The 15,199-nt window shown below is 58.9% G+C and carries 9 protein-coding genes and 1 pseudogene; 4 read left to right on the top strand and 6 right to left on the bottom strand.

Translation table 11 applies throughout. The features are described 5' to 3' along the window. Positions 1–45: 45 nt before the first annotated feature. The 5 genes and pseudogenes from IPK32_15310 to IPK32_15290 all read right to left on the bottom strand — a co-directional run bounded on the left by IPK32_15310 (position 46) and on the right by IPK32_15290 (position 10,607). Entirely contained in the window at positions 46–2,478 is a 2,433-nt protein-coding gene (locus IPK32_15310) for a serine/threonine protein kinase (protein ID MBK8093311.1), read from the bottom strand. Between the two features lie 272 nt (positions 2,479–2,750). Further along, positions 2,751–6,345 (bottom strand): annotated as a pseudogene (dnaE, locus tag IPK32_15305) (DNA polymerase III subunit alpha). A 476-nt stretch (positions 6,346–6,821) separates the two neighbouring features. Further along, positions 6,822–8,891 carry an FAD-dependent oxidoreductase gene (locus IPK32_15300; GenBank protein MBK8093310.1) on the bottom strand — a complete coding sequence of 690 codons (2,070 nt, stop codon included), beginning with the start codon at positions 8,889–8,891 and terminating at the stop codon, positions 6,822–6,824. A 153-nt stretch (positions 8,892–9,044) separates the two neighbouring features. Further along, the gene (locus tag IPK32_15295; protein MBK8093309.1) at positions 9,045–10,055 is read right to left on the bottom strand and encodes a sugar phosphate isomerase/epimerase; all 1,011 of its coding nucleotides are present in this window, start codon (positions 10,053–10,055) and stop codon (positions 9,045–9,047) included. A gap of 159 nt (positions 10,056–10,214) precedes the next feature. Beyond that, positions 10,215–10,607: a hypothetical protein gene (locus tag IPK32_15290; GenBank protein ID MBK8093308.1), complete on the bottom strand. Its 393-nt coding sequence runs from the start codon at positions 10,605–10,607 to the stop codon at positions 10,215–10,217. A gap of 219 nt (positions 10,608–10,826) precedes the next feature. Here IPK32_15290 and IPK32_15285 point away from each other — a divergent pair, with 219 nt between their 5' ends. The 4 genes from IPK32_15285 to IPK32_15270 are packed head-to-tail and all read left to right on the top strand — an operon-like array spanning position 10,827 to position 14,167. Next, the gene (locus tag IPK32_15285; GenBank protein ID MBK8093307.1) at positions 10,827–13,079 is read left to right on the top strand and encodes a M1 family metallopeptidase; all 2,253 of its coding nucleotides are present in this window, start codon (positions 10,827–10,829) and stop codon (positions 13,077–13,079) included. Between the two features lie 53 nt (positions 13,080–13,132). Continuing rightward, positions 13,133–13,357, top strand: coding sequence for a hypothetical protein (locus tag IPK32_15280; protein MBK8093306.1), 225 nt, complete (start codon positions 13,133–13,135; stop codon positions 13,355–13,357). Next, positions 13,354–13,773 carry an HNH endonuclease gene (locus IPK32_15275; GenBank protein MBK8093305.1) on the top strand — a complete coding sequence of 140 codons (420 nt, stop codon included), beginning with the start codon at positions 13,354–13,356 and terminating at the stop codon, positions 13,771–13,773. The genes IPK32_15280 and IPK32_15275 overlap by 4 nt, the downstream gene beginning before the upstream one ends. After that, complete coding sequence (locus IPK32_15270) at positions 13,766–14,167, top strand: hypothetical protein (protein ID MBK8093304.1); 402 nt, start codon at positions 13,766–13,768, stop codon at positions 14,165–14,167. Before IPK32_15275 ends, IPK32_15270 begins: the two co-directional genes overlap by 8 nt. A 103-nt stretch (positions 14,168–14,270) precedes the next feature. Here the strand turns inward: IPK32_15270 and IPK32_15265 are convergent, their stop codons facing one another. Continuing rightward, complete coding sequence (locus IPK32_15265; protein ID MBK8093303.1) at positions 14,271–15,185, bottom strand: sugar phosphate isomerase/epimerase; 915 nt, start codon at positions 15,183–15,185, stop codon at positions 14,271–14,273. Positions 15,186–15,199 lie beyond the last annotated feature (14 nt).

Here is a 15,199-nt window from a genome sequence, read left to right as displayed (position 1 = left end):
GTTTCGTTAGGTGGTTTTTTTCGGGATTTGGAATTGGGGCTGGTTTCAGTGCTGGGCGGTAAGGGCGGCGCTGAGGCCCTCACGGTAGGTTTTGACCGCAGTGGCATCGTCGATGCGGCTGGCCCTGGTGAGCTGGGCCTCCAACTGAATGAGGCGGGTGATGTAGGGGGTGAGTAGGGCGAGGTGGGCGGAGGTGCGCTTTTCGGAGATTTTGGATGTCTCGGCGCGGTAGATGATGTGGAGCTTCACTAGGGCCTCCGGCGTGGCCTCTGTGTCCGCAGGGAGCGGCTGGCCTGCGGCGAGAAGCTGGGTCTCTGGCTGGATGTGGGCCGCGAGAGCAGGTGTGGCGGTGGCCGCACGCTGGAGGCCTGCTAGGTAGCCCTGATTCAGCACGGCCATGGAGGCGCGGGCCGGGCCGGTGACGGTTTTATCCAGTTCGGCATCAAAGGTGGTCTTTAACTCCTCCAGCTCGGCTGGGAGTTTAGGGACTGCGGGTGCAGCGGGCGCAGGCATGCTTTCAGCAACCACAGGTTTGGGCGGCGGCGCAGGACGCGGACTTTTCGGGTGCCAGGGATCGGTGGCTCGGGTAAGGGCCGTGGGCTCGCTCTTCTTATGGGTGGAGTCGGTGAGGAGGAGTCGGTCTGGGCCGTCGCTTTTGAAGCTGACCCAGTAGAGGCCGTCCGGGCTACGGATTTCGACGCCGTCGTCCACACTGTGCCAGTGGTTGCCCCGCCACCAAGAGCCTTCACTTTTTGAGTCCTTCCACGATTCAAAGTGACCGTCTGGCAGCAGTACGCGGCGAAACTGGCCGCTGCCAAAGCCGCTACTAGCGGTCCACTCGCCGATGAAAGGTGAATCCACAGGCGGAGCAGTGATTTTTTTGGCGTTCTCCGCCCAGGAGTCAGTGGCATGCACGGCATTGTAGTGGCGTGGGGGATCGTAGTAGCGGTCCTCAATGTCGATCTCTGTGGCGGACTTGGCCCGCCAGATTTCGATGAGCTTCCCGTCATCCAGGAACATCTCAGCGGTGCCATCTTTGGCATTGTACTGCCAGTAGCGGCCAGCGAAGAGCGGCTTGCCATCGTCCTTGGTAAGGAAGTGGCCTTTTTTCCAGAGCTGAGCCTCGCCACCAGCGGTGAGGATGCGGCGATCGTCCTTGCTGCTTTCTAAGTCAATCGTCCACTCACCGACAAAGTCTGCCTGGGTGAGGCGGTGGCTGGGCTGGGGAGTGGGCGCAACCGGTGGCGTCGCGGCAATGCTGGGCGAGGTGGAGGTGGTAGTGGCACTGAGGCTGGCTGGTGGAGGCACGGCGGTGGGTGACCTCCCAAAGATGTACCAGCCCCCTGCGGCAACGAGGGCGAACGCGGCGAGTGTGGGGATGAGCTTGGCGGCAAGGCCTCGCTCGGGTGCCGGTGGCGGCGCGGCCACCCGATTGACTGCATGGGTGCCGGGTGGGCGTGGGGCGGGCCGCATGGGGCCAGAGGGGGCAGGGGCTGCGGCCACAGGTGCTGGTAATGTGGCGGCGTAGGGCGTGTCGTGGATGGCGGTGAGTGCCTGCTGCATCTCTGCGGCGCTTTGGTAGCGCTTTTCCCGGTCCCTCTGCATGGCACGGGTGATCACAGCATCAAACCGCGGGTCCAGTCCTGGCACACGCTGGCTAGCTGGCTCAAATATGCCACGCGGCACATCCGCCGTGAGCATGTAGTAGAGCATGACGCCCACGGCATAAAGATCCGCCCGCGCATCCACCATCACGCCGAGTACCAGAGCCTCAGGTGCCACATAGTCCGGCGTGCCCATGACCAGATTCATCTGCGTGAGGCCCACAGCAGGGCTATCCACACGGGCCAGGCCAAAATCGGCCACTTTCACCTGCCCATTATGCCCGATGAGGATGTTCGCGGGCTTGATGTCACGGTGCACAACACCTGCCTCATGTGCGTAGGCCAGCGCTTCGCAAACATTCGCGGCAATGGCCAAGGATTGCTCTGAGGAGAGTGCTCCCTGCTCGGAGACGAGGCGGTGGACATCCGTACCATCGACGAATTCCATGACGAAATAGAGCAACCCATTGGCCGTCTGCCCGAAATCATGCACTGCGACGATGCCGGGATGTGTCAGCCGCGCCATGGCCCGCGCCTCCGTGACGAAACGCTCTGCGTAGGAACCGTCCTCTCCGCCGGCCATTAGAGGGAGTACTTTAATGGCAACTGGGCGGTCCAGCGCCGTTTGACGAGCCGCATAAACCGCCCCCATGCCGCCCTGACCAAGTAAACAATCTAGCTGGTAGGTGGGTAGGTAAGGCTGTAATTCGGCGGGCAGGGGTGCTGCCCATGCTTGGCTCTGAGCTGCGCTCTGTGAGCTGTGAGCTGTGAGCTGTGAGCTGTGAGCTGTGAGCTGTGAGCTGTGAGCTGTGAGCTGTGAGCTGTGAGCTGTGAGCTGTGAGCTGTGAGCTGTGAGCTGTGAGTTGGCGGGCATAAGAGCTCCTCAGACTAGGAAATTGGGCCAGCTTTTGCAAGGGAGTAATGCTGGTGTTTAGGAGGTGAAAGGATTGCGCCTGCCGGGCGTAAGGCGTTTCACCTTCGCTGACTCAATATCTATTGAAAGCAGTAGGGGGAGTCCTTCTGACACCAATCTGTGGGAAATAATCCGTGGCTTTCACAAAGCTGGTTCATGACGAGAGGCATCACCTTGCGTGGGCCTCGAAAGCGATCTCTCGGACATGCTCAAAGTCACTTGTCGGGCTATCTTCACATCCACACCGTCAGCGCACGGCGCAAGTCCGGGCTGGGAGTGACATGGAAGCTCGAAGACAGCTCCAGGCGGGCCTTGTGGCCATTTTGGCTGATTTCTAAAAAGACGGGTAGCGTGCCTGGGTGCTGCAGGAGCACTTCTTCGATGCGTTCCAGGTCATTGGCATCGTGCTGGCGGGTGTTGAGGCGCAGGACGATGGGCTTCGGCGGGGCTGGGGGCTTTGGTGGTGGGGGCAGGCTGGGATCGGGATCGCCAGCGTTGCGGGGCTTGGCCGCTTTCGGCTTTAGCGGTTTGGCGTCGTTGCAGGTGCAGCGGTTGCCATCGGTTTTTTGGTCTTTGCTGACGCGGATGCGGAAGGCCATCACGGCACCGTTAGCGAGCACTTCCTTGAGCTTTTCGTAGTCGTCGCTCCAGCACATCATCTCCTGCACGCCAGTGAAGTCTTCGACCTTGAAGGTGGCGAAGGGGGCGGTTGTCTTTTTTGGAGTAGCGCACTTCGAGCTGGCTCAAAATGCCCGCGATCGTGTGCGTGCTGGGCTTCTCCTTGGTGTCGATCTCCTCGATGGAGGCGATTTTGATGAGCTTCGGGCTGTCAAAATGGCCACGATAGCTGTCCAGCGGGTGCCCACTGACATAGAAGCCCAAAAGCTCCTTCTCGAAGGCTAGAACCTCATCCGTGCTCCACACGATGGAGGGGGCCGCGAGCTCGTTTTTCTTGGGTTTGGGCTTACCGAGGTCGAAGTCATCGAAAAGCCCGCCCTGGCCGGCTTTGCGGTCTTTTTGCATGGAGGCCGCCGAAGCGAGCACTTGCTCCAATTTGGCAAACATGACGGCACGCAGCTCGCCAGTGAAATCAAAGGCTCCAGACTTCACCAGGGCCTCCATGAGCTTTTTGTTCACCGCGCGGTTGTCCATGCGGGCGGCGAAATCTTCGAGGCTGGTGAAAGGTCCGTTTTTGGTCCTTTCCTCAATCGCGGCCTCCATCGCCCCTTCGCCGACGTTTTTAATCGCGGAGAGGCCGTAGCGAATCGAGTTCGGCACAAAGGGATTCTGCGTGGCAGGATCAGCATCAGGATTCGCGACGAATTCGGGCGCAAACTTCAAAGCCGACTTGTTGATATCCGGCGGCAGCACCCGGATGCCCATCTCGAAGCACTCGGAGACGAAATTGGCGATCTTGTCGGGATTGCTGATTTCGTAGCTGAGCACGCCCGCCATGAACTCGACGGGGAAATTTGCCTTCAAATAGGCCGTGCGGTAGGTGACGATCCCGTAGGCGGCGGAGTGGGATTTGTTGAAGCCATATTGCGCGAATTTTTCGAGCAAGTCGAAGACGGCGTTGGCCTGCTTTTCAGCGATGCCATTGGTATCCAGGCAGCCTTTGACGAAAATGAGTCGCTGGCGGGCCATCTCGGCAGCGTCCTTTTTACCCATCGCACGGCGGAGCATGTCAGCGCCGCCGAGGGAGAAGCCCGCGAGCACGTTGGCGGCCTGCATGACCTGCTCCTGATAGACCAAGATGCCGTAGGTCTCCTTGGCGATCTTTTCGAGCAGCGGATGTGGGTATTCGACCTTCTCCTCGCCCTTTTTGCGTTTGATGTAGTCGGGAATGAACTGCATCGGCCCCGGACGATACAGGGCGAGAATAGCGATGATTTCCTCGATGGTATCCGGGCCGAGCTGTTTGCAGGTATTGACCATGCCGCCAGATTCCATCTGGAAGACGGCGACCGTTTCGCCACGCTTGATCAGATCGAAGGTTTTGAGGTCGTCGAGCGGCGCATCGGCCACCCGGAAGTCAGCGACGCGTTTGTTGATCCAGTACTCAGCCTCGTGGATCACCGTCAGCGTTTTGAGGCCGAGGAAGTCCATCTTGAGCATGCCCAGCTCGGTGAGCGGCTTCATCGCGTATTGCGAGAGCACGGCTTCTTCTTTGTCTCGCGTGAGGGCGATGAAGTTGTCGAGTGGGCGATCGCCGATGACGACGCCGGCGGCATGCACGCCGGTGCCGCGGGTGAGGCCTTCGAGGAAGGTGGCGTGCCGCCAAAGCTCCTGCGCATTGCCATCGGCCTCCAGCTTGGCGGCGAGCTCGGGATTTTTCTTCACCGACTCTTCGAGGTCGATGTTCAGCTCGTTCGGGATCATCTTCGACAGCGCATCGCTATCGCCGTAGCTCCAGCCGAGCACGCGACCGACATCGCGGATGACCGATTTGGCACCCATGGTGCCAAAGGTGATGATGTGGCAGACGCTGAGGTCGCCGTATTTCTCTCGGACGTATTGGATGACCTCCGGGCGGCGTGTCTGGCAGAAGTCGATGTCGATATCGGGCGGTGACACACGCTCGGGATTGAGGAATCGCTCGAACACGAGCTCGAAGCGCAGCGGATCGATGTCCGTGATGCCGAGGCAGAAGGCGACGAGCGAACCGGCAGCGGAACCACGGCCTGGACCGACGGGGATGTTGTGCTCGCGTGCCCAGTTGATGAAGTCCCAGACGATGAGGAAGTAGCTGGTGAAGTTCTTTTCATTCAGCAAGGCCAGCTCCACCTCCATTCGCTGATGCAGCACCTCGTCATTCAAAGCACGATCGCGGCCATAGCGGCGCTCAAGGCCCTCCATCGTGAGTTTGCGCAAGTACTCGGCGCGGTCGCCGCCATCGGGCATGGGATACTGCGGATAGCGGTCGATGGAGGTGGAATCGAGGTGGATTTTCACCTCGCAGCGCTCCGCGATGTCGAGCGTGGCATCGCAGGCCTCCGGCACCTCGGCGAAGAGGGCACGCATCTCTTCCGCACTCTTGAAATAGACCTCCGGGGAGTAGGTCATGCGGCTCTGGTCGTAGATGCTGGCCCCGGTGCCGATGCAGATCATGATGTCGTGCGACTCATGGTCCTCGCGGTTCAAAAAGTGGACATCATTCGTGGCGACGGTGCGCAGGCCGTATTGCTTGCCCCATTCGATCATCTGGCGGGCGCTCTTGCGCTGCGCCTCGGTGTTGTGATCCTGGATTTCGAGGAAGAAATTCTCCGGCCCGTAGATCTCGCGGAAGTCCTGGAGGCTCTTCTCCGCCTCGTCCTTGCGGTCGGAGAGGAGGAACTCATTGATCTCGCCATTGATGCAGCCACTGAGGCAGATGATGCCCTTTGAGTGCTCGCGGAGCACGTCTTTATCGACGCGGGGCTTGTACCATTGGCCATCGAGGTGGCCTTTGGTGACGAGTTTGGAGAGATTATCGAAGCCCTCATTCGTCGCAGCCAGAAGCGTGAGGTGGGAGGCCCGTTTGCGGCCTGCGACCTCCTGCTTTTCATGCATGGAGCCGGGCGCGAGGTAGATCTCGCAGCCGAGGATAGGCTTCACCACCTTTGCCAGCTGCTCCGGCGTGGCTACCTCGTCTTTTTTGAGCTTAGGCTTCGTTTTACCCGCCTCCATGTAGAAGTCGATGGCTCCAAAAAGGTTCCCGTGATCGGTGAGGCCCACGGCGGGCATACCGAACTTCTGCGCCTGCTTCATCAACTGCTCGATCCGCACCGCGCCGTCGAGCAGCGAGTATTCGGAGTGCAGATGGAGATGGACGAAGGAGGAAGACATGCGGGGGCGGCCTGCCAGTTTTAGCGAGTACGGCGGGGAGGGATAGCGGGAGTTTTTCACAAGGCGGTTTGATCGCCAAAGATGAGGTCCTGGAGATGGCGGCCTGCGAAATAGCTCATCACCAGCCGATGAAGAGGTCGCCCGCGCCGCGATGGGGCGGGGGAGGTGATTGCGCGGACGTTTTCTTTGCTACGGCTAGGCAGTTTTGGTGTGATTGAAGTCGCTTGCGATGGGAAAGCCGCCTCAATTACCTGCTCCAGATCCCGCTTAATCGCGGTCCAAGAGGACACCCGTACAATCAGTGCCGCCAACACAAAAATTGGCTACTGAGTATGATCGAGGTCCCCCCCTCCTAATTTCCAGATTCATCGAAGAAAATGAGGCACATGGTTGCGTCCAGCATCGGATCCGTGATCTCTGGTCCAGCGGCTGGCGGCTACACATCTACCTCTGTGTCCACTCGTCTGCACAAGAACTCACTCCACCGGCAGCCAGCGCACGCCATCGACGACGATGTAGCCATCGGTGGCGGTGTTGCTGATGGTGATGGCGGTGTCGTTGCCGCAGTCGTAGGTGCCGAGGTCGATCCAGTGGGCTCCATCGGCCTCTTGGCCGGTTTTGAGGTCGATGAGGAGCTTTTCCACGCCGCCGAGGTGCTGGACCTCGATGGGGGCATTGCTGGCGCGATTGGTGTTCGGCGGAGCGGCGAGCTGGAGGCGGTATTTGCCGGGTTTTTCGAGTTTGGGCTCAAATCGCAGGCTGCACTGGCCATCGCGGGTGTTGTTGTCATGGCGATAGCCGTCTCCGAGGAAGGTTTTTGCCGCACCGCTCTCTTTCCAGCTTCCGGTGATTTTGGCGTCAGCGTCATCGAGGACGATGCCGGGCACTTTTTTCACATCGGTGCCGCGTGCGGACTTGGGGCCGCTGTAGGCCAGGATTTGGCCGTCTTGGAGCAAGACCTCGCGCAGCTTGGCATAGGACACATTTTGCACCGAAATGCCGTCCTGGAGGGCCAAAACAGCCGCCGTGGCCGCACTCTGGCCGAGGATCATGAAAACGGGCTCCATGCGGATGCTGCCATACGCGATGTGTGAGGCCGACATGGCGACGGGGACGAGCAGATTGCTCCCCTGCCCTTTTTTTGGCACCAGCGAGCCGTAGGCGATCTCATACGGGCCATTCGTGCTGACGCCGATGTCGCCTTCATTCTGCACATAGCCCTCTGGCGTGATGTAGCGCTGCACATTGTGGCTGTCGATGGTGTAGCTGCCCATGCCGACGGAGTCGGGCGTGGGCTTCTTTTTGCGCAGCTCATTTTCGGTCATGACGTAGCTGCCGATCAGGCGACGTGCCTCGCGGATGTAGAGCTGGTGGGACCAGTTGCCATTGTCGGTGAATTCATCCTTCGGCAGACCCCACTGGCGCAGCTCGTCCTGCACTTTATTCGGCACACGCGGGTCATTGGCGACGAACCACAGCAGCCCCTGCTGATAGCGGCGGTGCTCGGCGATGATTTCGCGGCGGCGCTCATAGCTGGCCTCTGGGTAGTCGTAGTTCATGCCGATGTTATCGAAGCTGAAGGGGCCGTGGTTGTTCGTATCCGTTTTGTGATTGGGGATGGGATCGAATTTCTCAAAGAACTCGCCCCAGCCCGTGTTCAGCACGCGGAGCAGCACTTCATACTGCGTCGCGTCGTAGCCTTCCGGCTTGGGGAAAGGGATGCGGTTCTCTGGCACCGTGGTGTAGCAACTGCGGAAGCAGTAAGCCTGCACACGCTTGTCTCCGCTGCCGAATTCTCCGACAGGCGCAGCACTCACACGCGGCAGAACATTGCCATTTTCATCCCGCGCAGGGATCGGCGGCTTCACTTTGCCAAAATGATGGCCGTGATGCAGCACGCCGACCTGCACACCATTGTGCTCCTCACCATAGACGCTGTTCGCCTCACGCCCGACGTGGTAATCGCAACCGGCAGCGGCCATGAGATCGCCTTCGTAAGTGGCATCGAGGAACATTTTCCCCGCATAGGTCTTGCCGCTGAGCGTGGTGATGCGGGTGATGCGGTCGCCGTCTTTCTGCACGCCTTTCTCGCGATCGAGCCACTCATCACGCACCACTTCGAGCGCGAACTCTTTGACGTAGTCCTCAAAGACCTGCTCCGCAGCGTGCGGCTCAAAGATCCACATGGTGCGGTTTTCGCCGTCCATGGCAGGGGTGCCCTGGCCTTTGTTGCCGTATTCCGCCTGCTTTTGCTGCACCCAGGATTCCGGCTTCTGGTAGTGCATGTAGATGCGGTGATAAAAATCCCGCGCCAGGCCGCCGATGACGGCTTTGTTCCCAGTATCGGTGAATCCCAGCCCGCCACTGCTCAGGCCACCGAGATGCTTGTCCGGCGAGACGATGAGCACGCTCTTGCCCATCTTTTTGACCTGCACCGCAGCGGTGACCGCAGCACAGGTGCCGCCGTAAATGACGACATCATGCTCCGCATGAGTGGACGCGAGTGAGAGAGCAAGGACAGCGAGGAATCGGACTGGGGAGGTCATAGCCCGCATGGAACGCAGCAGCGGCGCAGAATCGAGCAGCGATTTCCTGCCAAGCTCTACCGAGAGCGTACGGAGATTGATGCCCCTCCTTTGCTGGCACTCTCAGGCAGCAAATACCGCATTTCTCATCCGCTCGGCTCGGGAGCATTACTCTCATGATTTGCGGCCCTGGATGCGATCCATCGAATCCGAGGTCTGCCAGATTAGCGCCTCGGGGTAATGGGCATACGGATGGAAGTACTCGAAGGTCAAAAAGCCTTTGTAGCCGGTCTCCGCGAGCGCATCGGTGACGGCGGGCCAGTTCGTCGTGCCATCGAGCAGCGGGCGGAAGGTTTCGAGGCTGAAGTCGGTGCCTTTTTTCGTGAACTCCTTCAGGTGGACGTTCTTCGTGCGGTTGCCGAGCACTTTGGCCCAGTGCTCCGGGAACTGGAACATGCTGATGTTCCCCGTGTCGAAATGCACGCGCACATGTTCGCTGTGGAAGCTGTCCACGAAGGTGTTCATCTCCATCGGCGTCATGAGGTAGCCGTTGAAGAAGATGTTTTCGATGTTGAGGCAGACGTTGAGTTTCGCCGCCTGCTTTTCGAGCTGGCCGATGGCCTCGCGGGCACGCGAATCGCACACATCATTCGCCACCGGCTCATGATCCGTGCGCCACGGGATGTGGACGGCTCCCGGCACGACGAGCACATTCTCCACGCCGAGGTCATGCGCACACTGCGCTATCTTTCCGGCCAGCTCGATGCCTTGAGCACGCTTCGCGGGGTCATTACTCGTCAGCGGATACGGCCAGAAGAGGAAGGAACACAGCCCGCTGATCTGAATGCCGATCTCGTCGGCCATCTTGCGGATCTTCACATAGTCGGCGGTGCCGTGTTTCGGCGAGAGGTCGTTGTCGAGGTCGTAGTTCAGCTCGATGCCGTCGAATCCGGCGTCCTTCGCGAGTTGCAGGCACTCCCGCAGCGTCATGCGTTCCGGATACGGAAACGCCCACAGGTTGATCGACTTGAGCATGTCATACTTCTTCGTCGAACCGCGCCGCGCATCCGGCGCAGGTGCCGGAGCCGCTCTCGCCGGCTCAAACGCTGCCGCCGTGAGCCCCACGGAGGCGATGGTGGCTTTCAAAGCGGCACGACGGGAAAGAAAATCAGCATTTGGTTCCATGCGCCGATGCAATCAGAACGCCCTGAGGCTGGCAAGAGGGAAGGAAGGGGGCGTGGGGTGAATTGTGCAGGCAGTGACTGCACAATTGTCCAGACGCTGTCTGGACAATCTCCGCGATGGTATTTGTCAGCTGGTATATCAAAACCTCTGCAAAAGCAGTCATTTCAGGTTTTGCGAGATAACATCACGTAGAGCCTTCTTGATAATCTTGGGGTCGTAAGTCGGCTGGCGAGCTTGCCGTGCTTTAGTCTTTGTCTCCACGGTCTTTTGGCCTTGTTCCCATTCTTGGCGGTTGGCACCTTTTTTGAGTACAAACCCAACTTTGCTTCTTTGAGTCGTGGTTAACTCGATTTGATTCTCTTCGATATACTCGTTCACGGTCTTGTAGCCCGGAATGTCTTCCAATACTCGGATCAAATTTTTGATCCGCTTTATCGAGTCTACTTCGGCCAGTATCTTCGATTGGTATGCGTCTAGTTTGGGCTTCAAGCTTTCGCGTTGTAGCCGAGACATCGATTTAAGACTGTCCTTGGTATAAAGTGAGAGTTTCATGGCTCGTGAATATTTTAGCTGTGTGTTTTGTTACGCGAGCTTTTTTTGCGAGCAATCCTTTCTAAGGCCTGAATACAGACACTTAACTTGCCATTTCCGCCGCTCTTTGAGAGAGTCACGGCCCTATGATGAAGCGATTTCTGCTCCCCCCTTCTCGCCATTTGCTCGGCTGCGGCTCAATCCGGTGCGCCGGTGGGCAAGTTTCAGCAGCTTGAGCAGATGCTGCCGACGCCGAATGGGCAGCGCATCGCCTCGGGAGCGGCGGGGACGGGTTACTGGCAGAACACGGCGGATTATGTGATCGACGCAGAGCTGGATGATGTGAAGCGCAGCATCACCGCGAAGGCGACGGTGACCTATCAAAATGCTTCGCCGGACACGCTGGACTATCTGTGGGTGCAGCTCGATCAGAACTACTTCGCGCATGATGCGGACATGCGGGCGGTGCCGAATACGAAGCGGGGCATCGATCCGGCGAAGGTGAGCTACGCAGCGGTGGACCGGCTGCTGGCTTATGAGGAGTATGATGGCGCTTTGAAGATCAGCTCACTCACCGATGCGGCAGGCAAGGAGCTGCATCACGCAATTGTGAAGACGATGATGCGCATCGACCTGCCGCAGCCGCTGAAACCGGGTGGCGAGTTCATTTTCAAGATCGCGTGGAGCTACCCGATCAATGACGGCAGCCGCATCGGAGCTCGCACAGGCTATGAATTCTTCGAGGAGGACAAAAACTGCATCTACACCATCGCGCAGTGGTTCCCGCGCATGGCGGCCTACACGGACTACGCGGGCTGGATGCACAAGCAGTTCCTCGGCACGGGCGAGTTCACACTGGAGTTTGGTGATTACAACGTGCGGCTGACGGTGCCGGACGATCACATCGTCGGCGCGACGGGCGTGCTGACCAATGCAGAGGCCGTTTTGACCGCCACTCAGCGCGAGAGGCTGGTGAAGGCCGAAAAGGAGACGCGGAAACCCGTTTTCATCATCACGGCGGACGAGGCGAAGGCGGCGGAGAAGGGCAAACCGAAGGGCAAGAAGACCTGGGTGTTCAAAGCGGCCAAGGTGCGAGACTTTGCCTTCGCCAGCTCGCGGAAATTCGTGTGGGACGCGATGGCCGTGGAAGGCACGAAGGTGGATGGCAAACCCGTCATGGCCATGTCGCTCTACCCGACGGTGGCGATGCCGCTTTGGGACAAATACTCGACGCATGCCATCGCGCACACGATCGAGGTGTACTCGAAGTTCACCTTTGATTACCCTTATCCCGTGGCGTGGTCGGTGAATAACAAACACGTCGGCGGCATGGAATACCCGATGATCTGCTTCAACGGCCCGCGTCCGGAAAAGGATGGCACCTACCCGGAGCGCACGAAGTATGCGCTGATCGGCGTGGTGATTCACGAAGTGGGGCACAATTATTTCCCGATGATCGTGAACAGCGATGAGCGGCAGTGGACGTGGATGGACGAGGGCCTGAACAGCTTCGTCGAATATCTGGCGGAAGAAGAATGGGAGAACGACTGGAAGCATCGCCGCGATGAACGTGGCATGGTCAGCTACCTGCGCAGCACCGACCGCGTGCCGGTCATGACGAACAGCGAAAGCATCGCCGACCTCGGCCCGAACGCCTACGGCCAGCCCACCGTGGCGCTGAACATCCTGCGCGAGCACATTCTAGGCCGCGATCTCTTCGATCACGCCTACAAGACCTACTCACGCCGCTGGATGTTCAAGCGGCCGACGCCGAGTGATTTCTTCCGCAGCATGGAGGACGCGAGCGGCGTGGACCTCGATTGGTTCTGGCGCAGTTGGTTTTACAGCGTCGATCATGTCGATGTGGCCATCGACGAGGTGAAGTGGATGCAGCTCGACTCACGCGATCCGGCGGTGGAGAAGAAAAAGAAGAAGCAGGAGGAAGACGAACTGCCAAAGACGCTCAGCGAAGAGCGAAACTACCCGCTACCGAAGCGTGTGGACCGTTTTCCTGAGCTGAAGGACTTCTACGACACGTTCGACGAGACGACGGTGCTGCCGAGCGACAAAAAGAAGTACGAAAGCCTCATCAAGGAGCTCAAGGAGGAGAAAATTGATCCGAAACTGCTTCAAACGAAGCACAACTTTTACCTCGTCGAGCTCAGCAACGTCGGCGGCATGATCACGCCAGTCATTTTGAAGGTCGAATACACGGACGGCAGCTCCGAAGAGATGAAGCTCCCGGCGGAGATCTGGCGTTTCGACACGCGGAAGGCCTCGAAGCTGATCTTCACGAAAAAAGAAATCAAAGCTATCACCTTCGACCCGCGCCAGGAACTGACCGACACCGATGTGGAGAACAACTTCTGGCCGCGCCGTCCCGTGAAGAGCAAATTCCAGCTCTACAAGGACGACAAGGCCCCGAATCCGATGCGTGAGGTCACGAAGCCGGAGAAAGCGGAGGAGGTGAAGAAGGGAGAAGAGAAGAAATGATCCCGATCATGTTCCATCTCGACTTTTGAGACTTTGCAGAGCAAAATCCGACCATGCCCAAGACAATCCAACTCGAAATGCCTGCCACACGAAGCCTGGCCAGATTAAAGCTGCCTTCTGGTGTCCAAGGGCGCCTGCAAGAGCTGCTGGACCGTCAGGATAAGGGTAATAAGCTCACCGTGAAGGAGCGCCGCGAGGCGGAGGGGCTGGTGGAAATGGCGGAGTGGATTTCTCTGCTGAAGCTCCGCGCCCGCCGGCTCACCCGCAGCGCGACATGACTGTCTCTGCGTCGATCCGTCGGCTAGTGACCCAGCGTGCGGGGAATCACTGCGAGTATTGCTGCTTGTCACAGACTGGGCAGGAGGCTCTGTTTCATGTCGATCACATTCTACCGGAGATGGATGGAGGGCTTACGGTGATGGAAAACCTCGCGCTCGCCTGTGTTTCATGCTCGCTTCGGAAAGGAGCCAGGCAGCTCGCGCCTGATCCCCAAACTGGGCGGCTGGCGGCTTTGTTTCATCCGCGAAAGCAAAGATGGTCCGCGCATTTTCGGTGGCAGGGTTTTCGGGTGGTCGGCACCTCAGCGACAGGGCGTGCCAGTGTCGAGGCGCTGAAACTGAACCGTGCGGTGATACTGGCGATCCGCTCCGAAGAAGCTTTTTTCGGGCGATTTCCACCTCCTGAACATGAATAGGATTTTCGGCGTTCTTTTGCTCATGACCCTACTGGTGCACGCTCATTCGCTGCACCAGTCCACAGCGGAGGCGGAGTGGAATGCGGAGACGAAGAAGCTCGAGGTGAGCCTCACGGTCTTCATCAATGATCTGGAGCTGGCGCTGATGCGGCAGAGTGAACGTGAGATGCGGATCGAGAAGACGGCGGCAGAGGCGTTTGATGCGCAGGCGAGGCTGTGGCTGGCGAAGAGCTTTGTGGTGAGTGATTCAGCAGGAAAAAAGGTCGAAATGGCATGGATCGGCCGCCAAATCGACGCTGAGACGAAAAAGAGCGGCGATCCGACGCTGACGCTGTTTTTCGAGATTTCGCTGCCGAGGGGCTGGAGGGCTCAAAGCTGCAAAATGGCGTTTTGAGCGATCTTTTCGAGGATCAGCTCAATTTGCTGCATTTCCGAAATGGCGCGGAAAAGACGCAGATGCAGTTTCAGCGCGGTGATGCGGCGAAACGGCTTTCGAACTAGCCGAAAAACGGTGCGAGGACGTTGCGGGCGACTTTGAGGGCCTTCATGCGGCCTTCGAGGGTTTTGCCGAAGGTGTCGTCTTCGACTTCGATGCAGACGGGGCCGTCGTAGCCGATGCTCATGAGCTCGGCCATGAATTTGCCCCAGTCGATGTCGCCGTAGCCGGGGATGCGCGGCTGGTGCCACTTCAGCGGGAAGTCGAAGCGGCCGACTTCGTTGAGGGCTTTGCGGTCGATCTTCACATCTTTGGCGTGGAGGTGGAAGAGCTTCGATTTGACCTCCGCGAGCGGGCTGAGCGGGTCCATGTCCTGGAGGATGAAGTGGGAGGGATCGTAGTTGAGGCCGAAATTGGGCGAATCGATGTCGTTGAAGGCGCGGCGCCAGATTTGCGGCGTGGTGAAGAGGTTTTTGCCTGCGGGCCATTCGTCGCGTGTGAAGGACATGGGGCAGTTTTCGATGCCGATCTTCACACCGTGGTCTTCGGCGTGTTGGATGATGGGTTTCCAGATTTTGAGGAAGCGCGGCCAGTTTTCATCGATGGTTTTGGTCCAATCACGACCGACGAAGCCGTTGACGTTGCTGAGGCCGAGCTTGGGCGCTGCGGCGATGACTTTTTTGAAGTGAGCGACGGCGACGCGGGAGGTCTCTGCATCGGGATCGAGCATGTTCGGGTAGTAGCCGAGGGCGCTGATGCGGATGCCCTGATCCTGACACTGACCGAGGATGTCCTGTGCGTGTGTTTTGGTCAGTGTGGTGACGTCGATGTGGGTGACGCCAGCGAATTTGCGCTCTGCTTTGCCGACGGGCCAGCACATGACCTCGATGGAGGAGAAGTTTTCATGCCGGGCGAACTGGAGGACGTTTTCAAAGTCGAGTTCGGGGAGGATGGCGGTGACGAAGCCGAGATTCATATAGGTGCAGGATT

The sequence above is a fragment of the Verrucomicrobiaceae bacterium genome (genome assembly GCA_016713035.1).
GTDB lineage: Bacteria > Verrucomicrobiota > Verrucomicrobiia > Verrucomicrobiales > Verrucomicrobiaceae > Prosthecobacter.
This window is presented reverse-complemented; position numbering and strand designations above follow the sequence as displayed.